This window comes from Streptomyces sp. R302 (genome assembly GCF_012927245.1).
Classification (GTDB): domain Bacteria; phylum Actinomycetota; class Actinomycetes; order Streptomycetales; family Streptomycetaceae; genus Streptomyces.
In genome coordinates, this window is sequence record NZ_JABBGE010000007.1 from 197,319 (window position 1) to 223,009 (window position 25,691).

Sequence of the window (25,691 nt, forward strand, 5' to 3'; positions counted from 1 at the left end):
CGTCAGTAGACATCGCGGACGTAGCGCTTCTCCGTCGCCAGCTGTTTCACGTACACGGCCGCCTCCTCCTCCGTCATGCGGCCGTGACGGGCGACGACGTCCCGGAGGGTGCGGTCGACGTCCTTCGCCATGCGGGCGGCGTCGCCGCAGACGGCGACGTGGGCGCCGTCCTGGAGCCAGGACCACAGGGCGGCGCCGTGCTCGCGCATGCGGTCCTGGACGTACACCTTGGCGCGCTGGTCGCGGGAGAACGCGGTGTCGAGGCGGTCCAGGTGGCCCGTCGCCAGGTGGGCTTCGAGGTCCTCCCGGTAGTAGAAGTCGGTGGCCGCGCGCTGTTCGCCGAAGAAGAGCCAGTTGCGTCCCGTGTGGCCGCGGGCCAGGCGGTCCTCCAGGAAGCCGGCGAAGGGGGCCACTCCCGTGCCCGGTCCGACCATGATCAGAGGAGCGGCGGGGTCGGCGGGCGGGCGGAAGTGCGGGGCGCGCTGGACGAAGACCTGCACCGGGCCGTCGTCGGCGTGATCGGCGAGATAGGCGGAGCACACTCCCGTACGCTCCCTGCCCCGGCCGTTGGCGTAGCGGACGACGGAGACGGTGAGGCTGACCTCGCCCGGCTGCGCGAGGGGGCTGGAGGAGATCGAGTACAGGCGCGGCTGGAGTCGTTTGAGCACCCCCGTCCACTCGGCGGCCGAGGCGCGGACCGGGTGGGAGGCGATGAGGTCGGGTGCTTGAAGTCCCCAGCTCCATTTGGCGAGTTCGTCCTTGTGGCCGGGGCGGAGCAGCCGCTTGAGCTCCTGGCTTCCGGTCCGTTCGGCGACGAACCTGAGCAGGTCCGGGGTGATGCGGGTGATGTCGAGGCGGGTGCGCAGCGCTTCGGCGAGGGGGAGGGTGTCCGCGCCGGTCGACACCGGTTCGGCGGGGTCGAGTCCCGTGAGGGCCAGCCACTCCTCGACCAGCTCCATGCTGTTGGCCGGCCAGACGCCGAGGGCGTCGCCCGCCTCGTACGCGAGCTCGCCGCCGCGGGTGTCGAAGGTGAAGCGGCGCACCTCCTTCTCCGAACCGGGCAGGCTCAGCAGCCGGTTGCCGACGAGGAGCGTCGCGAACGGCGAGGACTTCGAGTACGCCGGTCGCGGCGTGGTCCCGTCGGCGGTCGGTACGGGGAGGGTGCGGGGCTGCTGGGCAGGAACGGCGGAATCGGCGGGAGCGGCGGAATCGGCGGGAGCGGTGGGTTCCGGGGCCTCGGCGGGCAGGAGCGGCAGCAGGGCCGTGAGCCAGGCCGCGGAGGTCTCCTCGTGGTCGGGTTCGCAGTCGGTACGAGGGAGGAGGCGGCCCGCGCCGAGTTCGGCCAGGCGCTCGTCCACCCGGCGGCCGTGGCCGCAGAAGTCGTCGTACGCGGAGTCCCCGAAGGCGAGGACGGAGTAGCGCAGTCCGTCGAGGCGCGGGGCCCCGGGCGCGTTCAGCGCCGCCCAGAAGGCCGCGCCGTTGTCGGGGGCGTCGCCGTCCCCGAACGTACTCGTCACCACCAGCAGATCCGTGTCGGCGCCGAACTCCCCGAGGTCGCTGCTCTCCATCGGGAGGAGCACCGGCCGGTGTCCGGCCTCGGTGAGCCGGCCGGCGGCCGCCGCGGCGAACTCCTCGGCGGTGCCCGTCTGCGACGCCCAGAGGATCAGGAGCCGACGGCCGGACGGCGTCGGAGCGGAGGGAGCCGGTTCCGGGAGCGGCGCGGACGCGTCCTCCCGGGCCTGAGCCCAGGCCTGAGCCCGGTCCCCGGCCTGGTCCCCAGCCCGGGCCGGGGCCCGGGAGAACATCCCGGCGAGGACCCCGTCGACCCAGAGGCCGTGGTCGGGACGGAAGGGGGCGGTGGGGGGCAGGACCGGGGTCCGGCCGTCGGCGGGGGCGGCGGCGAGCCCGGAGAGGTACCCGGCGAGATAGCGGCGCTCCGGTTCGGTGAACGGCGGCGGTACGAGCTCCGCGAGGCCGAACAGGGCGGCGAGGGCCGTGGACGCCGACTCGGTCGTGGAGGCGGCCCCGGCACCGGGCGCGGAAGCGGCCTCGGCATCTGCCTCGGAAGCGACCCCGGCACCGGCCTCGGAGGCGACCTCGGAGGCGGATCCCGCCGTCGGCACCGGAATCGGCACCGGCGCCGCCGTCCTGGTCAGGCTCACCGCGCACGCCTTGAGCTCGGGCTGGAAGGAGAGGGGGTCGACGGCGTCGTTGGTGACGGCGTTGACGCTCAGGTACTCGCCGAAGAGGTCGTTCCAGTGGAAGGGGGCGAAGCAGGTGCCCGGCAGGACCCGGTCGGTCACCACGGCGGGCAGGACGGCGCGGCCACGCCGGGAGGCGATCTCCAGGTGGTCGCCCTCGTGGACGCCGAGGGCGACCGCGTCGTCGGGGTGGACCTCGACGAACGGGCCGGGGTTCAGCTTGGTCAGCTTGGCGACCTTGCCGGTCTTGGTGAGGGTATGCCACTGGTGCTGGAGCCGCCCGGTGTTGAGGACGAACGGGTAGTCGTCGTCGGGGAGTTCGGCGGCCGGGAGGTGCGGGCGCGGGAAGAAGCGGGCGCGCCCGTCGGGCGTCGGGAAGGCGAGGCGGGGGCGGGTGCCGTCCGGGCGTTCCAGCAGGGTCTGGCTGACGCCGTCGTTGAGGTAGCGGATCGGGTTGCGGTCGGGGCCGTCGGCCGTGGGGGCGGGCCACTGCACGGGGGTGGCGCGCAGGCGCTCGTACGAGACGCCGCGCAGGTCCCAGCCGCTCTGCGGGTTCCAGGCCTGCTTGAGTTCCTCGAAGACCTCCTCGGCGGAGGCGTACGTGAACGCCTCGGCGAATCCCATGGCGCAGGCGACGCGGGCGATGAGCTGCCAGTCGGGGAGGGCCTGGCCGGGCGGGTCGACGACACCGCGGACGAGGGTGAGGTTCCGCTCGGAGTTGACCATGACGCCGTCGGACTCGGCCCACAGGGCGGCAGGGAGGACGACGTCGGCGTAGGCGTTCGTCTCGGTGTCCGCGAACACGTCCTGGGTGATGACGAGTTCGGCCGTTTCGAGGGCGGCGATGACGGTCTTGCGGTTGGCGACGGAGGCGACCGGGTTGGTGCAGATGATCCAGCAGGCCTTGATGTCGCCGGCCGCCATCCGCTCGAACATCTCGACCGTGCCGCGTCCGACGTCCTCGCGGAGCGAGCCGGCCGGTATGCCCCACAGTTCCTCGGTGAAGGCGCGGTCGGCGGGGACGAGCACCGAGCGCTGTCCGGGCAGGCCGGGGCCCATGTAGCCCATCTCCCGGCCGCCCATGGCGTTGGGCTGGCCGGTGAGCGAGAAGGGGCCCGCGCCGGGCCGGCAGATCGCGCCGGTGGCGAGGTGCAGGTTGACGAGCGCGTTGGTGTTCCAGGTGCCGTGCGTGGACTGGTTGAGTCCCATGGTCCAGCAACTCGTCCAGGCGCCGGCCTCGCCGATCCACCGGGCGGCGCGCCGGATGTCGTCCTCCGGGATGCCGGTGATCTCGGCGACCCGCGCGGGCGGGTAGTCGGCGAGGAAGGCGGGCATGGCGTCCCAGCCCTCGGTGTGCGCGGCGATGAACTCCTCGTCGAGCCGGCCGTCCTCCGCGAGGAGGTGCAACAGGCCGTTGAGGAGGGCGAGATCGGTGCCGGGTCGGATCTGGAGGAAGAGGTCGGCCTTGTCGGCGGTGGCGTTGCGCCGCGGGTCGACGACGATCAGCTTCGCCCCGGCCGCCTTGATCCGGTCCATCATCCGGAGGAAGAGGATCGGGTGGCAGTCCGCCATGTTGGAGCCGATCACGAGGAAGACGTCGGCGTGGTCGAAGTCCTCGTACGAGCCGGGCGGGCCGTCCGCGCCGAGCGACAGCTTGTAGCCGGTTCCGGCGGAGGCCATGCAGAGGCGGGAGTTGGACTCGATCTGAGGGGTCCTCACGAAGCCCTTGGCGAGCTTGTTGGCCAAATACTGCGCCTCCAGGGACATCTGGCCGGAGACGTAGAACGCGAGGGCGTCGGGGCCGTGTTCGTCGAGGATGGCGCGGAGGCGTCGGGCCACGTCGGCGACGGCGGTGTCGACGTCGGTCGCGACCGGTGCCGCCTCGCGCTCCGCCCGCACGAGCGCCGTGGTGGCACGGCCGGGGGCGGCCAGCATGTCGGCGCTCGTGGCCCCCTTCGTACAGAGCCGCCCGGCGTTCGCGGGGTGGGCCTTGTCGCCGGAGGCCTTCACGGCCCGGCGGCGCCCCGTCGCAGGGTCCGTCGCGATGTCGAGGACGATGCCGCAGCCGACCCCACAGTACGAGCAGGCCGTACGCACCGCCCTGTCCTCCGCTTCCGGCGACCCCACGGGTACCCCTCCCATCGACACCGACACCGACACTGACACCGTCTCCTACCTGGGAACTCTCCCATGCAGGAGACGATAGGAAGATCCGGTTTCCGGACGATCACGCCCTCCGGGCGGGGCGGGTTACGCTGCCCGCACGCCGCCCCTCGGCCCGCGGTGAGGCCCCCGCTCCGCTTCCGGAAGCTCCCGGGTTCCCCCGGGATTCCCGGGGCCTTCCCGGCTCCGCCGGGGCCTCGTGCTCGCACGGCTCGTTCCGCATGCTTGTCGGCGGTCGGCGCGGGCACGACGATGTGCGCCGGGAGCGAGCCGTACGACCTCGATGGGGAGGCCGACATGAGCGAGGCGACGACGCGGTGGAGCGCGCGGCCCGGCGAGGAGCCCAGGGCGGTGGTGGCGGAGTCGTGGCGGCGGTCCGAGCGGGCGCGGGTCAGCCGGGAGGGGGCGGCGCCGACGGAGCTCGACGAGGAGGAGCTGGCCGCGTACCGGGCGGGACATCCGCTGGCGGCGGCGATGCCGGTGATCAGGGAGCTGCTCGGCGCGGACGCCAGGGACGGCGGGCATCTGCTCGCGGTGTGCGACGCGGGCGGGCGGCTGCTGTGGGTGGAGGGGGATCCGGCGGCGCTGCGGCAGGCGCGGCGGATGAACTTCGTGGCCGGCGCGGGCTGGGCGGAGACCGCGGCGGGGACGAACGCGCCGGGGACCGCGCTCGTCGTCGACCGGCCGGTGCAGGTGGTGGCCGCGGAACACTTCCGGCCGCCGGTGCGGGCGTGGACCTGCGCGGCGGCGCCGCTGCACGATCCGCGCAGCGGGCGGCTCCTCGGCGCGGTCGACCTGACCGGCGGCACGGGGCTCGCCCACCCGCACAGTCTCGGGCTCGTACGGGCGGTGGCACGGGCGGCCGAGGCGCAGCTGGCGCTGCTCACGCCGGAGCCCGCGCCGGGGCGGCCTCGGCTGACCGCGCTCGGCCGGGACGAGGCGCTGTTCGCGGTGGACGGGCGGCGGCTGCGGCTGAGCCGCCGGCACAGCGAGATCGCGGTGGTCCTGGCACACCGGCCGGAGGGGGTGGGCGGCGAGGAGCTGCTGTCCCTGTTGTACGAGGACGGGTCGGTCACCCCGGTGACGCTGCGGGCGGAACTGTCCCGGCTGCGGTCGCTGCTCGGGCCCGAGGTGCTGGCCTCGCGCCCATACCGGCTGGCCGGACCGGTGGACGCCGACTTCGCGGTGGTGGACCGGCGCCTGGCCTCGGGGGCGGTCGCGGCGGCCGCCGGGGAGTACGCGGGCCCGCTGCTGCCCGGCTCGACCGCGCCCGGGGTCGTACGGCTCCGGGAACGGCTGGCGGGCCGGCTGCGGGCGGCGCTCGTGGCCCGTGCGGACCCTCTGCTGCTCGCGGACTGGGCGTACAGCGCGTGGGGCGAGGACGACCTGGAGGTGTGGCGGGCGCTGTGCGCGGCGGTGCCGGCGGCGCAGGCGGCGCCCGTACGCGCCCGACTCGACGCGCTGGAGGCGGAACTGTCGGCCGGGACGGCGGGGTCGACGCGGCCGGCGAGACCGCTGCCTGCAACGGGCGTCCACCATCCGCCCCCCGCACCGGACGCCCACCGTCCCCTCCCCGCGACGGACGTCCACCGTCCGCTCCCTGCAACGGGGTTGCAACGTCCGCTCCCCCACACTCGGCGGTGAGGGCGCCGGTCGAGCGGACGGGCGCCTCGCCGTCCCAGGGGCGCCGCGCGCCCGCCGTCCGCCGCTCGGCTTCCGCCGCCCGGCCTCCGGCCTCCGGTCACCGCCTTCCGGCGGTCCCGGCGGCGCCCCGGCGGCCCGGATCCGTACGACGACCTTCAGGGAGGTCTGCCGATGAACCGTTACGCCGCACCCGGCACCGAGGGCGCGCTCATGGCGTACCAGCCGCGTTACGACCACTGGATCGGCGGCGCGTACGTCGCCCCGGCGCGCGGCCGGTACTTCGAGAACCCGAGCCCGGTCGACGGCCGGCCGTTCACCGAGATCGCCCGGGGCACCGAGGAGGACGTGGAGCGTGCCCTGGACGCGGCGCACGCGGCCGCGCCGGCGTGGGGGCGGACCCCGGCGGCCGACCGGTCGGCGGTGCTGCTGCGGATCGCCGACCGTATGGAGGCGAACCTGGAGGCGCTCGCGGTCGCGGAGACCTGGGACAACGGCAAGCCGGTACGGGAGACCCTCGCGGCGGACATCCCGCTGGCCATCGACCACTTCCGGTACTTCGCGGGGGCGTTGCGGGCGCAGGAGGGGTCGCTCAGCGAGATCGACGAGGACACGGTGGCGTACCACTTCCACGAGCCGCTGGGGGTGGTGGGGCAGATCATTCCGTGGAACTTCCCGATCCTGATGGCGGTGTGGAAGCTGGCTCCGGCACTGGCGGCGGGCAACGCGGTGGTGCTGAAGCCGGCGGAGCAGACGCCGGCTTCGGTGCACTACTGGCTGAGCCTGGTCGCCGACCTGCTGCCGCCGGGCGTGCTGAACATCGTCAACGGCTTCGGCGAGGAGGCCGGCAAACCGCTCGCCTCCTCCCCGCGGGTCGCGAAGATCGCCTTCACCGGCGAGACGGCGACGGGCCGCCTGATCATGGAGTACGCCTCCGCGAACCTGAAGCCGGTGACGCTGGAGCTGGGCGGCAAGTCGCCGAACATCTTCTTCGAGGACGTGTGGGCGGCGGACGACGACTTCCGCGACAAGGCGCTGGAGGGCTTCACGATGTTCGCCCTCAACCAGGGCGAGGTCTGCACCTGTCCGTCGCGCGCGCTGGTGCAGCGGGGCTGCTACGGCGAGTTCATGGAGGCGGCGGTCGCCCGCACGGAGGCGATCGTCGCGGGCCACCCACTGGACCCGGCGACGATGATCGGCGCGCAGGCGTCGGCGGAGCAGCTGAAGAAGATCCTCTCCTACCTGGAGATCGGCCAGCAGGAGGGCGCCAAGATCCTGACGGGCGGTCAGCAGGTCGGCCACGGCGGTGACCTGGAGGGCGGCTACTACATCCAGCCGACGGTCTTCGAGGGCGACAACCGCATGCGGATCTTCCAGGAGGAGATCTTCGGCCCGGTCGTCGCGGTGACCTCCTTCACCGACTTCGACGACGCGATCCGCACCGCCAACGACACCCTGTACGGCCTCGGCGCCGGCGTCTGGACCCGCGACACGAACACCGCCTACCGCGCGGGCCGCGCCATCCAGGCGGGCCGCGTCTGGACCAACTGCTACCACGCCTACCCGGCCCACGCGGCCTTCGGCGGCTACAAGCAGTCGGGCATCGGCCGGGAGAACCACAGGATGATGCTGGAGCACTACCAGCAGACGAAGAACCTGCTGGTGAGCTACTCGCCGAAGAAGCTCGGCTTCTTCTAACGGCACGAAAGGAGGCGCCTGACCTGGAGTTTTCCCCGGGTCAGGCGCCTTTCTGGAGCGCACGCCCCTCCCATGGGGGAGGTGCAGAAATGCCCCCTTCATCCCTTTCATCCCGCCGGTATCCCAGTCCTGACCAGCGGTTCCGGGCCATACACGGGCCAGATGGCGGCTCAGCCCTTGGGCTGCTGTCCTCGCTGCGCCGGCTCCAGTTCTGCATCGGCTCCTTGACCAGCCGGTGGGAATGCTCCTGCAGACTGTCCAGGAACTTGGCGTAGGACCGAAAGAGCTTGCCGTAGCCCGCTGCATCGACGTAGCCGCCGGCCGCATTGCGAAACACTCGGCCATCGGGCGCCACGCCGAAGCGATCGGCGTGTTTTCGCAGCGTGTGCGCGAACGGCGGCGGTATCGGCACGGGACGTGTGGCCTTGACGGCTCGCCGCTTCAAGGAGTGCACTTCGTGGGCCGCGCCCTCGTCCGTCCACTCCTTGCCGGCCGTGACGACACCTCCGCTCAGGTTGAGCATGCCCCCAGCCGCTCTTCGGCAGATGGCACTGCGAGATCCGCAGGTGGACGACCTCCGCCGGACGCATGGCCGCGTCGTACATGCAGCCGAAGAACGCCTCAAGGTGCGGGCCGCGGCCCTGTTGTTCGCCAGCAGCGGTCAGCAGGCGAGCAACCTGGGCCGGGTTCGGCACTCAGGGCGGGCCCACTTCATCGCTCACCCCAGGGGCCTGCCACTTGACCCTTGCGAGCGGATTCTCCGCGAAGTGTCCCTTGTCGACGGCAGTTCCGAGGACCTCGCTGAAGGCCGATCGCTTCCGCAGGGTGGTCTTCGCCGCGGCGGACTCTCCGCGGGCGACTCTCCGTCGATCTTCCGGCCGAGCGCGTCCAACGCCCTGCGTACGACGTCCACCGCGACTTCGACACCGGCTACGTGCCGCGATGGCACGCCGACATCATCGATCCCGAACGCTTCCAACTCGCCCCGCCCGCCCCGCCCCGCCACACGCTCCTGGCGGCCCTGGACGCGTGAGGCCCCGCGCACCCGCCGAACCCACTCTGGATGCGTCCTCGCCGGGCGCGGAGGCGCTGTGACGGTCCTTGGGAAAGCTGGTGCTCGACGAGCGGACGGAGCCCGACGGAGATCAGGGGACCCTGCGCTTCGAGGCACCCATGGTTTAAATGAAAACGATTATCGCTTACTCTAGCGGTCGACGTCCCTTGATCGGCACGACCGGAAGACGAGAACCCCCATCATGAGAAGCCCCCGCCGTCGGCTCATAGCCGGTTTGCTCCTCGTCCCGCTGCTCACCGGCTGCTTCGCCTCCGGCGACAGCGGTTCGCCCGCCTCCGGGGCCTCGGGCTCCGGCGAGGGTTCACGACTGCGCGTCGCGATGGCCTTCGCGCCCGCGGAGAACTTCTCCCCGTACGGACGGGACGCGTTCCTCCTGACCAAGCTGGGCGTGAGCGAGGGGCTGACCCGTCTGGACGCCAACGGCACGGTGGTGCCCGCGCTCGCCGAGTCGTGGAACAGCGAGAAGGGCGGCAGGAGCTGGGTGTTCACCCTGCGGGATGCCAAGTTCCAGGACGGCGGCGACGTCACCGCCGAGGCCGTCGCCGCCGCCCTCACCCACGCCGCCGCGGCCGAGCCGACACCCTCCGCGGTCTCCGGGGTGAAGCTGACCGCCGAGGCCGCAGGTGGCGGCAAGGTCCGGGTGAGCACAGACGAGGCCGACCCGGTGCTGCCGCTACGGCTGACCAACCCGAGCCTGGCGGTGTTCTCCCCCAAGGCGTACGACACGAAGGGAGCCGCCAGCCCGGTCGGCACCGCCACCGGCCCGTTCGAACTCACGAAGACCACCGGCGACACGGCGGCCACCCTGGAGCGCTTCGACGACTACTGGGGCGGGCGCGCCCAAGCCGCCGGCATCGACGCGAAGTTCGTCTCCGACGGCACCGCCCGCGCCAACTCCCTGCGCACGGGCGATGTGGACATCGCCGAGACGCTCCCCGTGGCCCAGGTCTCCTCACTGGCCAAGGGCACAGCTCACGAGACGAACACCGCACGCAACACGAGCCTGTACCTCAACACCAGGTCCGGCGCGTTCACCGACGCGCGGCTGCGTGCCGCCGCGCGCGAGGCGGTCGACGCCTCCGCCGTCGCCGAGGGCGTGTACGAGGGGTACGCCGAACCCGCACAGGGGCTCTACGGCCCCGCACTGACCTGGGCCGCCGACAAGCGTACCGAGCCGGCCGGCCGGGCGGAGGCCGCCGGCCCCGACGGCAAGAGCATCACCATCGCGACCTTCAACGACCGGCCGGAACTGCCCGAGACGGCCCAGGTGCTGCAGCAGCAGCTGGAGAAGGCCGGGTTCAAGGTGAAGCTGGAGGTCCGCACCTACGCCCGGCTCGAAAGCGACCTGCTCGCCGCGGAGTTCGACGCCGCCGTCGTCTCCCGCAACATGATGCTCGACACCGGGGACCCGGTCACCGTCCTGGCCAGCGACCACACCTGCGGCGGCAGCTACAACCTGTCGTTCCTGTGCGACAAGAACGTCGACAGGTTGGTCGCCGCCGCCCAGGCCGAGTCCGACCCGGCGAAACGGCAGGACGCCGCCCTGGCAGCGGAGGCGGCGATCCTCAGCACCGATGCGGAGATCCCTCTCGTCCATCTGAAGGTCGTCACCGGGATCGGCACGTCCGTCAGGGGCGCGCTGCTCGACCCGTTCGAGCGGCAGCTCATCGGCACCGGAACCCGGCGCTGAGCAGCATGTCCGTAGGCTTCAGCGGTCCTTCCGCGCTGCCCGCCGCCCTCCGCGCCCTCGCGCGGGGCGGTGGCCTACGCGCCCTCGCGCGGGGCGGTGGCCTCGTCCTGCTGTGGCGGACCGTCCTCACGGCCGCCCTGGTGTGCGCGATCGGCCTGCTGCCGTGGCTGTCGCGCACCGACCCGGCGCTGACCGTCCTCAAGGCCCGCTCGGCGGAACGCGACCCGACTCCGGAGACACTGCACGCAATCCGCCACGAACTCGGCCTGGGTGAAGGCCCGTCGACCCTGCTCGGACGCTGGCTGGGCGGGCTGGTGCACGGTGACGCGGGCCAGTCATGGGTCTCCGGCACCGACGTGCTGCCCGCCGCCGCCCAGGCCCTCGGTGTCTCCCTGCTGCTGATGGCCGGGGCTCTCGCCGTCGCCTCCGCCACGGCCGCCGCGGTGTGCGCCCGTACCCTTCGGCTCGGCTCGCGGCGCCGGCTCGGCGACCGCAGCCCGGTCGGCACCGGGGCCGCGGTGCTGGCCGCGCTCCCCGAGTTCCTCGTCGCCTCCGTGCTGGCTTCGGTGATCGGCGTACAACTCGGCTGGCTGCCCGCCCTGGGCTGGTATGGACCACAGTGGATGGTGCTGCCCTCGCTCGCCCTCGGGCTGCCCGCCGGCGCCGTCCTCGGGCGCATGCTGGACGACCTGCTGCCCAGCGCGTTCGCCGAGCCCTGGGCCCTGGCCGCCACCGCCCGCGGCCTCCCGCCGAAGTCCGTCGCCCGCAAGGCGCTGCGCCGCTGCGTGCCCGGACTCCTGCCGAACCTGGGACTGTTCGTGGTCGGTCTGACCGGCGGCTCCGTCGCCATCGAGCAGATCTACGACATTCCGGGCCTCGGCCGGCTCACCCTGCGTGCCGCCCTCGCCCAGGACCTGCCCGTATTGCAGACCGGCACGCTCGCCCTGGTCGTGCTCGCGGCGGCCGTCGGCCTCCTGGCCCGGTTCGTGGCCCGGCTCATGATCGGGCCCGCACTGCGCGACGGCGCCCTGCAGTCCCTGCACCGGCCGACCCCGCCCGCGCGCGGCATCGCGCCTGTGCTGTACGGGGCGCTGCTGCTGGCGGTCATCGGATCCGGCCTGCCGCGCGACCCGCTCGCGCTGGACACCAGCGCGCGGCTGAAGTCCCCGTCCTGGACGCACCCGTTCGGCACCGACGCCCTCGGCCGGGACATCCTCGCCCGCATCGCCCACGGTGCGCTCGACACCCTCGGTACAGCCCTCGCGGTGAGCGCCCTCGCCCTCGTGACCGGCATCCTGCTGGGCCTGCTGCCCCGACTGTCGGCTCCGGTCGTCGACACCGTCAACGCCCTGCCGCCCGTCCTCGCCGGCCTCCTCGTCACCGGGATCGCGGGCAGCGGGTCGTGGACACCCGCGCTGGCCGTGGCCGTCGTCGCCTGGTCCCCCCTGGCCACCCACACCGCTGCCCTGCTCCAGCAGGAGCGCGCCACCACCCACCTGGCGGCCACCCGCGCGCTGGGCGCCGGATCCCGGTACGTGCTCCGGCGCGTGCTCCTGCCCGCCGTCCTGCCACCCGTCACCCGCCATGCCGTGCTCCGGCTCCCCGGCATCGCCCTCGCCCTGGCCGCCCTCGGCTTCCTCGGCCTCGGCGCCCAGCCGCCCTCTCCCGAGTGGGGTCTGCTGATCGCCGAGAACCAGCCGTACGCCGAACGCGCACCGTGGGCGGTCTTCGCCCCCGCCGCCGTCCTCGCCTTGCTCGGGGCGCTGGCCGTGACCGCGTCCGGCGGTGTGCGCCTGCCCCGCCCGAAGCGGAACTCCCGGCCCGGCGCACGGCCCGGACCTTCCGCGCCCCAGGTTCCGCCGGACATGGAACCGCCGCGTGCCGACACCGTCCTCGCCGCCGTATCCCCCTCCCCCTCACCCACCTCATGAGCGATCCGATGACCCGCGTCCTGCGCCGCCGCTCCGCCGCACGATCCCCGCGCGAGCGGACCTGGAAGCACCTCTCACCGCTCCTGCGGCTGCTGATCCTGACCCAACTCGCTTTCAACGTCGGCTTCTACGCTGTCCTGCCGTTCCTCGCCACGCACCTCGGCACCGCGATCGGCATGGCAGGCTGGATGGTGGGCTTCGTCCTCGGCCTGCGCACCTTCAGCCAGCAGGGCCTGTTCATGGTCGGCGGCTGGCTCGTCGACCGTCACGGCGTGCGCCCCCTCGTCCTCGTCGGCTGCGTGCTGCGGATCGCCGGCTTCGCCTGTCTCGGGTACGCGGAGGCGACGTGGAGCGTGATCGGCGCCGTGCTGCTGATCGGCTTCGCCGCCGCCCTGTTCTCCCCGGCGGTGGAGTCCGAGGTCGCCCGGCAAGCGGTGATCTGGGAGGAAGAGGGCCACGGCTCACGCACCCGGGTACTGGCCCTGCTCAGCGCGGCAGGACAGGCCGGCGCCTTCGTCGGCCCGCTGCTCGGCGCCCTGCTGCTCGCCGTCGACTTCCGCACCGTCTGCCTCGCCGGAGCCGGGGTCTTCGTCCTCGTTCTGGCCGGGCACATGTGGCTGATGCCGCAGCACATCCCCGGCCGGGTCCGCATTCGGGAACGCGGTGGAGTGCGCGTGCTGCTGCGCAACCGCCGCTTCCTCTCCCTGTGCTGCGCGTACGGCGCCTACCTGCTCGCCTACAACCAGCTCTACCTCGCCCTGCCGGACGAGGTGCGGCGCGCGACCGGGTCCCAGGAGGCCCTGTCCTGGCTGTTCGCCCTGTCCTCCCTGCTGGTCGTGTGCGCCCAGCTCCCGATGACCCGCTGGGCGAGTGACCGGCTCGACCTGCGCCGCTCCATGGCCACCGGGCTGCTGATCATCGCGGCCGGCTTCGCGGTCGTGGCCGCCGCCCTCCCCGCCGGTTGGACGGGGACCTGGGCCCTGCTTCCCGCCGCGGGATACGTCGTCCTGCTCACCCTCGGCCAGATGCTCGTCGTCCCGGCCGCCCGCGCCTGGGTGCCCGACCTCGCCGAGGAAGGCCGCCTCGGCCTCTACACCGGCGCTCTGTCCTCCCTGTCGGGCCTGATCGTTCTCATCGGCAGCTCCGCCACCGGCTCCCTCCTCGACCTGGGCCTGCCGCCGGCCGTACCGTGGCTCGTCCTCGCCGCCCTGCCCGCCCTGGCCGTGGCTCTCCTGCCACACCGGCCTGAGAGCGCCGAAGGCGGGACGGAGGGGAGGATCCCGGTGCGCTGACGCCCCTCCCTGACATCCGACGTTCCGCCGGCCCCACTCACCTCGTGGGCGAGGACGACACGTACCCCGCAGGGGCTCTCCGTCGGCCACCGCACCCGGTCGGCGCGGCACGGTCGCGGAGCGGGCCGTGCTCGCGGGGCCCGACCTCGAAGCACGGGCCGGCGAACCGACCGTCCTGCTCGGCCCCAACGGCGCGGGCAAGTCCACGCTGCCACGGACCCTGTGCGGGCTGCTTCCGCCGCGCGACGGGCGGATCCGGATCGGCGGCTCCGACCTCGCGCAGACATCGCCGACCACGCTCGCCCGGCGGCTGGCGGTGGTCCCGACCGCCCCCGAAGCACAACCCGGATCGGGAGGGCTCCGAGCTCGAAGACTGTGCAGTGTGTCTGCATGCACTGGTCGAACGTCTCGCCAACCATCGACACATGAAGCACCGACCGACCCGCCAGTTCACCCACTGTCCAGGCGCTGCGGCACTGCTCCTGGCCGACATCGATCCCACGCTCCCGCCGGCCCCTCATCCCACCGAGGAGCTGCCAGACCTAGCACAACTGGGCAGCCGCGTCCTGGACGGAGCCTCCTGGGTCGTACTCAACGAGTACGTCTCCGATCACGCCGCCGGGAAAGACTGGACCGGCCAGGCGGAACAGTGGCACATCGTGCACAGCTGGCTCGTCGAGGACACCCAGCACGAACAGGTCATGGAGTTCCTGAGTTCGCGCAGCCTCATGGGCCGCTGGATGCCGGAACCCCCCGCCTGGCATGCCGTCTACCTGAGTGAGCTTCCCCTGCTCCAACACGACACGGATGACGACAACACGCCCTCCCAGCCCAACTACGCAGTCGGCGACACCGAACCACCCGCCGCACCCAATGGCAGTCTGGAGCAGTTCAAGGGCCGCCGCACGAAGACAGCCCTCACTGACAAGGATCTGCTTGCCAATCTGCACAAGCTGGCCGCCCAGTGGTCCAACCCTCTACCGGTCCCTGCGCCCCAGAGAGGTTCGCCCGCACCACCGACGGCTCCCTGCACGCGGCTCATGAACGGAGCCGGTCTACACTGCGACCCCGACAACGGCAACTGGCACACCTCCGAAGGCCAACTGGTCGTGAGGGGCCTGCGAGGCACCAGGCCCACCGGAACGATCAACACACTCCTGGTCCGGCGGGACTGGCTCACCCAGCGTCTCGAACAACTACACATGCGGATTGTGCTGGGCGTGTTTGGCGAACGTCAGCCCCGCAGCAATGACCACCTGCGCACCTGGCGCGAGTACAGCCAGACCGCGCTCCTTACCCTAGATACAGGCGGGCTCGCAGCTTCCCCCCTCCTCTCCTAGATTCGGCGGAACCCAGGGCGCTAACTCCCGCGTAAGGCCGCGGCCTGGCGACCTTCTCTCTCGTGGCACGTTGGATCAAGGCATGCTCGGTGGCGGCCCGTCGGCCCGCCCTCGCTTGTGTGCCAACTCGCCGCCGCCACGGGCCATCGGTCAGGGACCCACTCCGTGCCGACCAAGATCCGGGCCATACACGGACCAGCCGCCTACAGCTTGGGCGAATCGAGGTCGTTTCCGCTGGTCATAGGCCATGCGAGGCGTGCACCTCCAGCATACGAAGAACCTGCTGGTGTCCTATTCCCCGAACAAGCCGGGCTTCTTCTAGCGACACGAAGGAAGGTGCCTGCGGACTGTGAAGACCATCTCGCGTTCGGGCGACTTGCCTCATGTCCGGAGCGACGACCCATCTCCGAGGTGATCCAGGACGTTCCCCCACGTCGGCGCGCCTCGAAAAAGAGGGAGTGCGGCAGCGTGGTAGGGGTATCGAAGGTGGACGCGTTCCGGCGCGATCGGGTCGGGATCGTCTCGTCGCGTGTCGCCGGGTCCTTCGTGCCCCTCGCCCTCGCGGCACCCCTGATCACCGCCCCCGACGGCACTATCCCGACCGAGCACTACGGCCGGAACGGCATCTCGGCCGAGCACTGGTTCGGCATCGAGCCCGGGCTCGGCCGCGACGCCCTCGCCCAGTTCCTGTACAGCATCCGCACCTCGGCAGGGCCTGCACCTTCGCCTGCAACCTCCTGCTCGCGTTCCCGGCCCTGTTGTTCCTGACGACCCTGGGCCCGGTCGTGCAGACCCGCTTCGTCGGGCCAGGCGGCAGCGAACCCGCCTGGATGCAGCTCCTCGTCCTGGTCCTCGCCTTCTCCTTGTTCGGCTGGGTGCCGCTCCCCATGGTGCTGCGCACGGTCGTACGACCCCTGAGCGAAGGGGAGTTCACCGAGGCGGCGCGGGCTCTCGGCCCGAGCCGGCGGCACATCATGTTCCGCGAACTCCTTCCGAGCGTCCGGGCACCGGATCCTGGTGCACATCACCCTCACCGTGCCCGCGATGGTCACCACCCAGGCCGCGCTCTCCCTCCTCGGGGTCGGCGTCAGCGAGGTGGCCCGGTCCATGGGAGCCGGTCCGGCACGCATCATCACCACCCTCCTCGTCCCCGAGACGCTGCTACGCCTTCGTCTTTGGCTGCCTACTCACCATCGTGGTCCTCGTGCAACCGGCCGGCGGGGCGCCGGCGGGGCCGTGCCCGCCGTGGCGGTGTCGCGACCGTTGCCGTTTCGCGTTTCTTTCACATGCGTCACAGCCGCCCCCACCGGTCCTCTGCTGTCACAGCTTCACGGAATGGACACCGTGTGATGTCCAGTCAGTCCGTATGCCTTCTCATCGACGTCGTGGCCGCATTAGGATTGCCCTGCGTGCCGGACAACTCGCGGTGTGTGATGCAGGTGTCGCCGTTCGGTCACCGGCTTCGCAATTCGTCATCGGATCCGTGACTCATGGAATTGGGTGACCCATGCCTCCTCGGCTCGTCGGCCATCAAGGCTCTCTGACCGGAAAGCAGTTCGCGATCGGCGCCACACCGGTGACCCTGGGTCGCAACGGCGACAACAGCATCGTGATTCTCGGCGGAAACGTCTCCCGTTTTCACGCCGAAGTGCGCCGTGAGGGGCACGGATTCGTGGTGTACGACAGCGGCAGCAGTAATGGAACACGCGTCAACGGGACGCGCGTGACCTCGCACGAACTGCAGCCCGGAGATCTCATCGAGATAGGAACCGAGACGTTCCGTTTCGAGGCGGCCGACGCGATGGAGACCATCCTCGACCTCTCCGTGCCGCTCCCGCTCCGCCACTCCCCCCAGGCGACCGTGACGGCAGGGCCGGTACTGAACGTCACGGTTTCGGGCGGAGGCCCCGTCGGCCTGAGCTTCGCTCTCCTCCTGGAACACCTCATGGGGCATCGTGTCGCCATCACCGTGCACGACGGCCGCTGGACCCAGGACGGGCCGAAGGTCGTCTGGAAGAGCGAAGGCCAGGGCAATGTGCGCCGGCAACAGGTCGTCACCGTGCAGAGCCGCCAGTACCTGAACCTCCCCGAGGAGGTGCAGCAACGCCTGTTCCGTGGCGACGCGTTCTCCGAGATGTGGCCCGTCGGCCCCGACTCGATCCGGGGCCGCAGCCCGAGGAACCTCCGGATCGCCTACATCGAGGACACGCTCCTCGAACTGGCCAACGAGAAGCCGGACCGCATCCGGCTGGTCCCCGCCGCGTTCGACCCGGCCGAGCACCAGAAGTCCGGCACCACGGACCACGTACTCGCCATCTGCGAGGGCGGCCGCTCCCGGACGCGCGAGTATTTCGCGGACAAGTTCGGCACCGCCGACAAATCCATCTACTCGCTGCACGGTCAGCACGTCCAGGACGTCGTCCTGGGTCTCCGCGTCAAATCGACGCTCACGGACCCCATGACGGTCCTGTTGACCGTCGCCCAGAACCGTTTTCTCCTCAACGCCCTTCGCGGCGAGGGATTCCTGAACATGCGGCTGACCGACGCCGAGGCCGCGGAAGTCGTCGGCATCGATCCGGTCCGGCACGTATTCGAGGAGTGCATCGCCTCACGCCCCTGCGTGATGGGCCGCGACGACCACGGTGATTTCCAGTGCTCGACGCACAGCACGCTCTTCCTGCCGGCCATGGTCAAGGGCTCGGCCCTGTGGAAGCGGGTACTGGAAGGGCTGGCACTGTTCAGCGTCGCCGAGAAGGACCTGAGCGCCGTCACGGCCTTCCGGCTCGACATGGTTCAGCGCCCCAGGTTCACCACCCGGCTGTACGCGACCACACCCAGCTCACCGGGGACGTACGGATTCCTCCTCGGCGACGCCGCCAACGCCATCCACTTCTGGCCGGGGCGCGGGCTCAACAGCGGACTGGGCTCGGCCATCTCGCTGGCCCGGTCCCTCGATGGGGCCTGGACGGGCAGGCCGTTCCGCGACGCCGACTTCGCGCGCCACGAAGCAGCGATGTCCATGCTCCAGTACCGGCACAAGAGCCGCGCCTGGAACACGATGATCACCACCGACGAGAACGGCGTCAGCCTCCCGATCAAGGAGAAGGTGGCCCGGAGCATCGAGGAGAACGAGGGGAAGCACGTCGACAGGGCCGCGGCCGTCGACGCCCTCATGGAACGACTGCGGTCGATCCGCGGCCGGCTGGCGTCACGCCTCCCCGGCATGCCCGACGACCCGACCCTCCGGAACCACCTCGAGTCGCTCAACTCCTCGACCCTGCACACACTGTGGGAGAGCGGAGCATGGGACACCCTGATCGTCGGCGGCGAAGAGGTGGACATCGACATCTTCTACCGACAGGACGCACCCGCCACGACCGCCACGACAAGGACCCCCGCGACACCGTGAGTGTCACCGCCGGATTCAGGGCGGAGGCCCGATCAGTCCTCGGGAACTTCCGGGCGGCCCGCGGTGGTCGTCCTGCCGGTGGACGCCCTTCCCGAGGCGCCGGACCGGTACGGACGCGAACGGGGGCTCAGCGACGACGACGTGTGCTCTGCCTCAGCACGCCGCCGACCCACGCCCCCGGCCCAGGCGGACCACCCTCTCGGCCGTCGCGCGCGAGCGCGCCCTGCCCCGACGCGAGCGGCGTGGTAGAAGCGCATATCTCGATGCTCGGCACTCCGCTGGCCGAGGGCGGTCAGGCGCACTCCGGCGCCTGCGGTGACGAAGCGGCTGCGGTCCGCCGGTGAGGGAGACCACGGCGTCGGCGCGGGCGACGCGCGGGGCGTCCCGCTCCGGAGCGGGGGTACGGCCGGGGGTCTCGCTGTCGAGCACGGTCTGGCCGGTGATCTCGGTCGGCGTGGTGCGGCCGAACCCGGGCAGCGGAAGGGCGGCCACCAGGCCGAACCGCCATGTCCCGAAGCCGCTTCCGGCGGCGGGGGCGAAGGCCCAGAGCCCGGTCGTCGCCCCCACGGCGGTGCCCGCCGCCATGTCTATCAGGACGGACGTCTGGCGCCAGACGCCATGCAGGAGCACGTACGCGGCGACCGTGAGCGCGGCGAGCAGCACCGCGCGCGGCTCGCCCGTGCCGTCGGGGAACACCGTCACGCCCATGACGAGGGGTGGGAAGCCGTACGACCCGGGCGTGCAGGGGCAGTACCGCCAGGAGGACGGCGTCGGCGGCGCGCCGCCGGGCAGCATGGCGAACGGGAGGTCGCCGCCGATCCGCCACACGCCTGGGGGCTGCGGGAGGATGGCGCTGAGCAGGGAGGCCGTGGCCCCGGGCGGCATCATCGCCAGGACCTGCTGGGCCGGCAGCGGCGCGAGTCGCCGCCGAGACCCGTACGGTCGATGTCGTCCGTGCCGGAGACACCGGCTGTTTCGATCGCGCGGCGTGTGGCCGTCACCGGCTGCACACGCTGGAGCTCGTCGGCGCGCGCACGCGGCGGGCCGCGGCTTCCGGCACCGCAACGACCAGCTCATGTACGTGGCCGACGGCCGGATCCACCACCTCGGCCTCGGCGACACCCTGCTGCCGTCCGGCGGCGTCCGCCACCGCCGGCGTTCCACCGAACCGGGCTCCCGGGTCCTGGTCGTCGCGATCGGCGACCACGTGGAGGTACCGGAGCAGCTCTGACGGGGCGAGGCCGCCGCGCGCACCGGTAGGGTCCGGCGCGACTGGCGCGACTGGCACGACCGGCACGACCGGCGCGGCCGGCTCAGTCGCACGACAGCTCGCCGAGCAGCTTCCAGGTGCGGCGCCGGTCGTCCTCGCCGCTCAGGTCCGTCGCGGTGAACACCACCTCCGTCGCCCCGGCGTCGCGGTAGCGCCGCACCTCGGCGGCCACGGCCTCCTCGTCGCCCAGGACGGCCAGGTCGGCGGCCCGGTCGGCGCCGGAGAGCTCGATGACGCGCTGGTAGGAGGGGACGCGCTCGTACAGTGCGAGCGCTTCCGCGGCGCGCTGCCGCACACCCTCGGCGTCGGCCGTCACCGCACCGGGGACGAGCGCCACGATCCGGGGCGCGGGCCGGCCCGCCGCCTTCGCCGCGGCGGTCACGGCCGGGACGATGTGCTCGGCGAGCGCACGCGGTCCGGCCAGGAACGGCAGGATCCCGTCGGCGAGTTCACCGCTCACGCGCAGGGCCTGCGGCCCCATGGCCGCGACCAGCACCGGCACCGGCGGCCGCGCTCCCGGGACGGCTGCGGAGTAGGGGGTCGTCGCCGTCAGCAGTTCGCCGTGGAAGTCGGCCTCGCCGGTTTCGAGGAGGGGCCGCAGGGCGGTGAGGAACTCCCTGAGCAGGCCGATGGGCCGCTGGTACGGCAGGCCGAACGCGCCCTCGGTGAGGTGCCGGGTTCCGAGCGCGAGCCCGAGGTGGTAGCGGCCGCCGGTGGCCGCCTGCGCCGTCTGGGCCTGGCTGGAGACGAGCAGCGGATGGCGGCCGAAGATCGGGATCGCGGCCGTCCCCACGTGCAGGTCCGGCACCTCGCGGCCGACGAGCGCGGCCAGCGAGGGGGAATCGTACGCGAAGGACTGACCGAACCACCCCGAGTGCAGACCGGCGTCCCGCGCCTCACGCGCGAGCGCGACGGTGCTGTCGAGGGGAAGCTGCCGGGAGGTCGAGCTGAGCTTTACTCCGAGATTCATGTACGCCGCAACAGGCGTCGGCAGCACGGGAATTCCTTCTCCGCGCGAACCGCCTGGGCACCGTCACCCGGAACACCCCGCCGCCCCCGGCTTCGACGGGTCGGAGACGGGCGGATCAATCCTGGCTCGGTACCGGCTTGGGTACCGGCTGTCCCATCCACCAATTGCCGGGGGCTTCGGGGTCCGGGCTGGTCCAGAACTCCACGACGGCGTGGGTGAATTCGGCGGGCGACAGCGTGCCGTCGCCATCGGTGTCGAGGTGCCGGAACACCTCGGCCGCGTCCTCCTCGGTGAACCCGGGGAAGTGCCCGCGCCGGAAGGCGAGGAACTCTTCGGGGCCGACCCGCCCGTCCTGGTCGATGTCCGCGATCCGCAGGTAGGCCTCGGCGATCCCGCCGAGGGTCGCCTCGGCGGCACCGGGGTTCCCGGCCAGCAATCGGGTCGAGGCGACGAACCGGTCCTTCGGGATTCCCTGCCCGCCGGCCGGCAGGAACGGCAGGTGCACCTCCCGCCAGATGCCCAGGTACGCGTCGGCGATCCGCCGCGCCTCCGGGGAGTCCTCGGCGTGCCCGAGGCAGGACGCCACGCGGCGGCCCATGACCACGTGGTCGTCCTCGGTCAGCACACCGTTGCCGTTCACGTCGAGCCGGTCGAAACCGCGCTCGATCTTCGCCGTCAGAAAGTCCTGACCGGTCATCACCGCTCCTCGTCGTCGCGTGTCCTGCGGCGGGACGCGGGGATGCGTCCGCCACGCGGGGCCACGAGACGCCGACCGGAAAGGGGCGAGCAGTCCGGTCGCGGTCCTGCGCACACCCTTGCACAGACATGTGACATGTGCCATTTTACTCCGCATCCCGAAGCCGACGGGTTCCCACCTCACCTTCCAGGAGCCGAACTTGCGCGCCTTGGCCATCGCCACCGCCCTGCTGATCGCAGTCGCCACCCCCGCTGCCGCCGCCCACGCGGCGCCGACCGGCCGGGGCGAGCCCGCCCCGGACCACGTCTTCGCCGACGCCGGGCAGCGCCCGGCCCACGGCACGGGCAAGACCACGCCCGCCCTCACCGCGGCCGGCGGCCGCAGACTCGAAGCCCGGATCCTGCCCCTCGTCCACGACTGCGGCCCGACACTGCGGATCCGCGCCCAGGAGATGACCGCCGCCCAACTGGCCGCCACCTGTGAGAGCCTCGCCGGCCAGGACGCCACCTTCCACAGCGTGGTCAAGGACTCGGGCCCCGTCGCCGACGACTACAACACCAAGCTCGAGGTCGACGTCTTCAACTCGAGCGCGGACTACAAGGCGTACGCCGGCCGGATCTACGGCATCGACACCAACAACGGCGGCATGTACCTGGAGGGGGACCCCGCGCGAACCGGCAACCAGCCCCGGTTCATATGTTACGAACGCACCGACGTGAGCCCCGGCTGGCAGATCTGGAACCTCAACCACGAGTACACCCACTACCTCGACGGCCGCTACGACCTCCACGGCGACTTCGCCGACAGCCAGACCACCCCCACCGTCTGGTGGGGCGAGGGCATCGCCGAGTACATCTCCTACTCCTACCGCGGCATCCCCTACACCAACGCGCTCGCCGAGGCCGGCAAGCACACCTACGCGCTGCGCACGCTGTTCGACACCACCTACGCCAACAGCGACGTCAACCGCACCTACAACTGGGGCTATCTCGCCACCCGCTACATGATCGAGCGCCACCCGGACGACGTCGCGACCGTCCTCGGCCACTACCGCACCGGGAACTGGAACGCCGCCCGCGCGTTCCTCACCGCGCTGGACTACGAGGACGACTGGCACGCCTGGCTGACGGACGTGGCCGCCGGCGCCTGACCGCTCCCGGCGCCTGACCGCCCCTCGGCGGGGCGCGCCGACGGAGAGGCCCTCGCGGCGGGTGCGCGTCGCGGGGGCATGCCGGCGCCCGTGCGGGGCAAGCGCTGGAGAGGGACGAGCGCGGCCGCGGCGCGCTCTCGTGAAGAGCCGCGGGTGACCGAGGTGCGAGGCGATCGAGCCATGACCGAGAAGAAGATCATCACCGTGTTCGGGGCGACCGGCAGGCAGGGTGGCGGGCTCGTGCGGGCCATCCTCGCCGACGGTGAGGAGGAGTTCACCGTACGCGCCGTCACCCGTCACCCCGACGGCGAAGCCGCCCGGGAGCTGAAGCGCCTCGGCGTCGACGACGTCGTCCGGGCCGACATGGACGATCCGCCGAGTCTCGTTCCGGCCGTCGAGCACGCGTACGGCGCCTTCGTGGTCACGAACTTCTGGGAGCACATGGACGCGGAGCGGGAGAAGGCCCAGGCCCGGGCGGTCGCGCGGGCCGCCTCCCACGCCGGTGTCCGGCACGCGATCTGGTCCACCCTGGAGGACACGCGCGACTGCGTCCCCCTCGACGACGCGCGGATGCCGACGCTCCAGGAGCGCTACAAGGTGCCGCACTTCGACGGCAAGGCGGAGGCGGACCAGTACTTCCTCGACGAGGCGGTGCCGACCACGTTCCTGCGCGCCACCTTCTACTGGGAGAACCTCCTCGACGCCTTCGCCCCGCAGCGCGACCCGGACGGCACCTTCCGGCTCTCCTACCCGATGGGCGACAGCCGGCTCTCCGGCATCGCGGTCGACGACATCGGCAGGACGGCCCTCGCCGTCCTCCACGGCGGTGCCGACTTCGTCGCCGCCACGATCAGCATCGCCGGCGAACACCTCACGGTCGACGCGATGGCCGCGGCCCTGACCGAGTCCCTCGGCGTCCCCGTACGGTACCGGCCCCTCACGCCGGACGCCTGGCGCGCGCAGGACGCACCCGGGGTCGACGAGTCGGGGAACATGTTCCAGTACTACGCGGAGTGCGAGCACCGCTTCACCGCGGCCCGCGACGTCGCCGCCGCCCGCCGCCTCGACCCCGGCCTGCAGTCCTTCGCCACCTGGGTGGCCGGCCACCGCGACGCACTGCTGGACGCCTGGCGGTGACGGCCGGGGACGGCGCCCGACCCGTGTGTCACGTGGCTCCGTGTGGCCCGTGGCTCCGTGTCACGTGGCGGTGGTGTCACGTGGCGGTGGTGCCGGGGCGGACGATCACGACCGGGCAGGAGGCGTGCAGGGCGCACTGCTGGCTGACGGACCCCAGGAGGAGGCTCGCGAAGCCGCCGCGGCCCCTGCTGCCGACGACGAGCAGGTCGGCGCCCTTCGACGCCTCGGTCAGGACGCCGGCCGGGTTGCCGCGGGCCACGTGTTCTTCGAGGGGCACGTCGCCGGTCCGGTCGAGCACGCCGCGTATCTCCTCGGTCATCACCTGTCTGGCGTGTGCCGCGTCGTAGGCGGCGTCCACGGCCGGCGCGGACCGGCCCGTCGCTCCGGGTACGTCGTAGGCGCCCCAGACCTCCAGTTTCGCCCCCGTCAGGCGTGCCTGGTCCGCCGCCCATCGCAGGGCCTCGTACGAGTCCGGGGAGCCGTCCACCCCGACGACGATGCGCCGGGCCTTCTCTGCGTGCGTGCCGGTGTTCATGGCGCAGTCCCTTCACCGCGAGCCGTCCGCGCGAGTCGGCCCCCTCGACCGGCGGCTACCCGTGCGGACATGGGTTACGCCTGTCCGTCGTCCGAGACGACGCGGCCGTCGCGCATGTGGAGGGCGCGCCGGCAGCCCGCCGCCACCGAACGTGCGTGGGCGGCGATGAGGACGGTGGTGCCGTGCTCGCGGCCCAGCCGGACGATGAGGTCCATGACGGCGGCTCCGGTGGCCGAGTCGAGGGCGCCGGTGGGTTCGTCGGCGAGCGGCAGGCGCGGGGGGGGCGACGAGGGCGCGGGCCAGGGCGACGCGCTGCTGCTGGCCGCCGGAGAGTTGGGCGGGGTGGGCGTGGGCGCGGTCGGCGAGGCCCACGGCGTCGAGGAGTTCGCGGGCGCGCGCGTGCTTGTCGTAGGGAGTGCGGCGCGGGAGGACGGGGGCCAGGACGTTGTCCAGGACGGTGAGGGCGGGGAGCAGGTGGAAGCGCTGGAAGACGAAGCCGACGGTCCTGCGGTAGCGGGTGAGGTCCTTTTTGCCCGGCGCGGTGATGCCGGTTCCGTCGACGACGATGCTGCCCGCGTCGGCGCGTTCGATGGCTCCGAGCAGGTGCAGCAGGGTCGATTTTCCGGATCCGGAGCGACCGGTGACGGCGACGATCTGGCCGGGCGGCACCTGGAGCGTGATGCCGTCGACCGCGGTGATCCTGGCCTCGCCGCGGTCGAACGACCGGGACAGGCCGGTGGCCTCGATGGCCACGCCCGACGTGCCGCCGGGCGTGGAGGGGAGGGGAGGGGGTCGTGGGGTGGTCCGTGGTTCAGTCCTCGGCGAGTAGGGGGGCCGTCGGCAGGCGGAGCAGGGCGGCGGCGGGGGCGAGCGCGGCCGTCGTGGTGAGGAGGACGCCGCCGAGCGCGGCCGCCGCGGGGGTGGCGGCGAGGGCCGGGGTGAACGTGCCGGTGAGCCAGACGACGAGCGCCGCACCCGCGGCGGCTCCGGAGGTCGCCCCGAGGGCGCCCAGCTGCGCGCCTTCGTGGAGGACGAGGCGTACGAGGTGGGCGTCGGACCAGCCGGTGGCCTGCAGGACCGCGAACTCGGCCGCCCTCTCCCCGATGCCGAGGAGCCTGCGCCGGGGCGGACCGGGTACACGCGGTACGAGAACGAGAGAGGCGGATCGGTCACCATGCGTACGCACGCGGAGAACCGGAGTCACGCCGGCGGTCGCCCGTACCGCCCGAGGCTGACGGACGTCGAGTTCCGGGCACTGATGCAGGAGGCCCGCGCGGAGACCCGACGCCGCTCTCTCGGCGACCCGCCGGCGGCAGAGGCCGACTTCGCCCTGCGCACCCAGCACGCCGAGTTCGGCGCGGGGGCCCACTGAGGCGCCCGACGACGCCCGGACGTCCGTGCTCGTGGGGAACGTCCGGCACCACGTCTCCCGGCGCATTCTTCGGGGCGGACGGGGTACTGGCAGACCCTCGGGGCTTCGGACCGCAGCGGC

The 25,691-nt window shown here is 72.3% G+C and carries 18 protein-coding genes and 4 pseudogenes; 14 read left to right on the forward strand and 8 right to left on the reverse strand.

Annotated elements, in window-relative coordinates; genetic code table 11:
• Positions 1 to 2: 2 nt before the first annotated feature.
• A complete protein-coding gene (locus HHL19_RS22670) occupies positions 3 to 4,343 on the reverse strand; it encodes a bifunctional nitrate reductase/sulfite reductase flavoprotein subunit alpha (protein ID WP_169092138.1) in 4,341 nt (1,446 codons plus the stop codon).
• 318 nt (positions 4,344 to 4,661) lie between these two features.
• Here HHL19_RS22670 and HHL19_RS22675 point away from each other — a divergent pair, with 318 nt between their 5' ends.
• Both HHL19_RS22675 and HHL19_RS22680 read left to right on the forward strand, forming a co-directional pair.
• Positions 4,662 to 6,008 carry a GAF domain-containing protein gene (locus tag HHL19_RS22675; protein ID WP_240981807.1) on the forward strand — a complete coding sequence of 449 codons (1,347 nt, stop codon included), beginning with the start codon at positions 4,662 to 4,664 and terminating at the stop codon, positions 6,006 to 6,008.
• A 171-nt stretch (positions 6,009 to 6,179) separates the two neighbouring features.
• Complete coding sequence (locus HHL19_RS22680) at positions 6,180 to 7,703, forward strand: aldehyde dehydrogenase family protein (protein ID WP_169092139.1); 1,524 nt, start codon at positions 6,180 to 6,182, stop codon at positions 7,701 to 7,703.
• A gap of 40 nt (positions 7,704 to 7,743) precedes the next feature.
• Here the strand turns inward: HHL19_RS22680 and HHL19_RS22685 are convergent, their stop codons facing one another.
• Positions 7,744 to 8,226, reverse strand: a complete 483-nt coding sequence (locus HHL19_RS22685; RefSeq protein ID WP_240981808.1) for a hypothetical protein — start codon at positions 8,224 to 8,226, stop codon at positions 7,744 to 7,746.
• Between the two features lie 411 nt (positions 8,227 to 8,637).
• On the opposite strand from HHL19_RS22685, the pseudogene HHL19_RS22690 reads away from it, so the two are divergent.
• The 8 genes and pseudogenes from HHL19_RS22690 (at position 8,638) to HHL19_RS22725 (ending at position 18,440) form a co-directional block, all read left to right on the forward strand.
• A pseudogene (locus tag HHL19_RS22690) lies at positions 8,638 to 8,885 on the forward strand (hypothetical protein).
• A gap of 74 nt (positions 8,886 to 8,959) precedes the next feature.
• Positions 8,960 to 10,468 carry an ABC transporter substrate-binding protein gene (locus HHL19_RS22695; RefSeq protein ID WP_169092140.1) on the forward strand — a complete coding sequence of 503 codons (1,509 nt, stop codon included), beginning with the start codon at positions 8,960 to 8,962 and terminating at the stop codon, positions 10,466 to 10,468.
• Positions 10,469 to 10,473: 5 nt separating this feature from the next.
• Complete coding sequence (locus HHL19_RS22700) at positions 10,474 to 12,399, forward strand: ABC transporter permease subunit (protein WP_169092141.1); 1,926 nt, start codon at positions 10,474 to 10,476, stop codon at positions 12,397 to 12,399.
• Positions 12,396 to 13,691 carry an MFS transporter gene (locus tag HHL19_RS22705; protein ID WP_169092142.1) on the forward strand — a complete coding sequence of 432 codons (1,296 nt, stop codon included), beginning with the start codon at positions 12,396 to 12,398 and terminating at the stop codon, positions 13,689 to 13,691. Before HHL19_RS22700 ends, HHL19_RS22705 begins: the two co-directional genes overlap by 4 nt.
• Before the next feature lie 127 nt (positions 13,692 to 13,818).
• Positions 13,819 to 13,980: pseudogene (locus HHL19_RS37595) on the forward strand (ATP-binding cassette domain-containing protein); the annotation flags it as partial.
• Positions 13,981 to 14,116: 136 nt separating this feature from the next.
• A complete protein-coding gene (locus HHL19_RS37600; RefSeq protein WP_240981852.1) occupies positions 14,117 to 15,031 on the forward strand; it encodes a hypothetical protein in 915 nt (304 codons plus the stop codon).
• Between the two features lie 486 nt (positions 15,032 to 15,517).
• On the forward strand, positions 15,518 to 15,799 hold the full coding sequence (locus HHL19_RS22715; RefSeq protein WP_169092144.1) for a hypothetical protein: 282 nt from the start codon (positions 15,518 to 15,520) through the stop codon (positions 15,797 to 15,799).
• Positions 15,800 to 16,538: 739 nt separating this feature from the next.
• Positions 16,539 to 18,440 (forward strand): FHA domain-containing protein, encoded by a 1,902-nt coding sequence (locus HHL19_RS22725; RefSeq protein WP_169092145.1) that lies wholly within the window; start codon positions 16,539 to 16,541, stop codon positions 18,438 to 18,440.
• Positions 18,441 to 18,593: 153 nt separating this feature from the next.
• Here HHL19_RS22725 and HHL19_RS22730 read toward each other — a convergent pair whose 3' ends face one another.
• Positions 18,594 to 19,328, reverse strand: coding sequence for a hypothetical protein (locus HHL19_RS22730; protein ID WP_169092146.1), 735 nt, complete (start codon positions 19,326 to 19,328; stop codon positions 18,594 to 18,596).
• 104 nt (positions 19,329 to 19,432) lie between these two features.
• Here HHL19_RS22730 and HHL19_RS22735 point away from each other — a divergent pair.
• A pseudogene (locus HHL19_RS22735) lies at positions 19,433 to 19,671 on the forward strand (hypothetical protein); the annotation flags it as partial.
• An 82-nt stretch (positions 19,672 to 19,753) separates the two neighbouring features.
• Here the strand turns inward: HHL19_RS22735 and HHL19_RS22740 are convergent.
• Together HHL19_RS22740 and HHL19_RS22745 are read right to left on the reverse strand one after the other, a co-directional pair.
• Positions 19,754 to 20,680, reverse strand: a complete 927-nt coding sequence (locus HHL19_RS22740) for an LLM class F420-dependent oxidoreductase (RefSeq protein WP_169092148.1) — start codon at positions 20,678 to 20,680, stop codon at positions 19,754 to 19,756.
• 115 nt (positions 20,681 to 20,795) lie between these two features.
• On the reverse strand, positions 20,796 to 21,377 hold the full coding sequence (locus HHL19_RS22745) for an EF-hand domain-containing protein (RefSeq protein ID WP_169092149.1): 582 nt from the start codon (positions 21,375 to 21,377) through the stop codon (positions 20,796 to 20,798).
• A gap of 382 nt (positions 21,378 to 21,759) precedes the next feature.
• Between HHL19_RS22745 and HHL19_RS22750 the strand changes: the two are divergent.
• Positions 21,760 to 22,521 (forward strand): annotated as a pseudogene (locus tag HHL19_RS22750) (collagenase); the annotation flags it as partial.
• A 186-nt stretch (positions 22,522 to 22,707) separates the two neighbouring features.
• Complete coding sequence (locus HHL19_RS22755) at positions 22,708 to 23,664, forward strand: NmrA/HSCARG family protein (protein WP_169092150.1); 957 nt, start codon at positions 22,708 to 22,710, stop codon at positions 23,662 to 23,664.
• Positions 23,665 to 23,740: 76 nt separating this feature from the next.
• Here the strand turns inward: HHL19_RS22755 and HHL19_RS22760 are convergent, their stop codons facing one another.
• Genes HHL19_RS22760 through HHL19_RS38575 form a run of 3 tightly spaced genes read right to left on the reverse strand, consistent with a single transcriptional unit; the run spans position 23,741 to position 25,385 of the window.
• Positions 23,741 to 24,199, reverse strand: coding sequence for a universal stress protein (locus HHL19_RS22760; RefSeq protein WP_206325095.1), 459 nt, complete (start codon positions 24,197 to 24,199; stop codon positions 23,741 to 23,743).
• A 12-nt stretch (positions 24,200 to 24,211) separates the two neighbouring features.
• On the reverse strand, positions 24,212 to 24,952 hold the full coding sequence (locus HHL19_RS38570; RefSeq protein ID WP_346768377.1) for an ATP-binding cassette domain-containing protein: 741 nt from the start codon (positions 24,950 to 24,952) through the stop codon (positions 24,212 to 24,214).
• 58 nt (positions 24,953 to 25,010) lie between these two features.
• The gene (locus HHL19_RS38575; RefSeq protein ID WP_169092151.1) at positions 25,011 to 25,385 is read right to left on the reverse strand and encodes an FtsX-like permease family protein; all 375 of its coding nucleotides are present in this window, start codon (positions 25,383 to 25,385) and stop codon (positions 25,011 to 25,013) included.
• On the opposite strand from HHL19_RS38575, the gene HHL19_RS22775 reads away from it, so the two are divergent.
• A complete protein-coding gene (locus HHL19_RS22775) occupies positions 25,374 to 25,571 on the forward strand; it encodes a hypothetical protein (protein WP_169092152.1) in 198 nt (65 codons plus the stop codon). The two genes, HHL19_RS38575 and HHL19_RS22775, sit on opposite strands and share 12 nt — an antisense overlap.
• Positions 25,572 to 25,691: the final 120 nt, after the last annotated feature.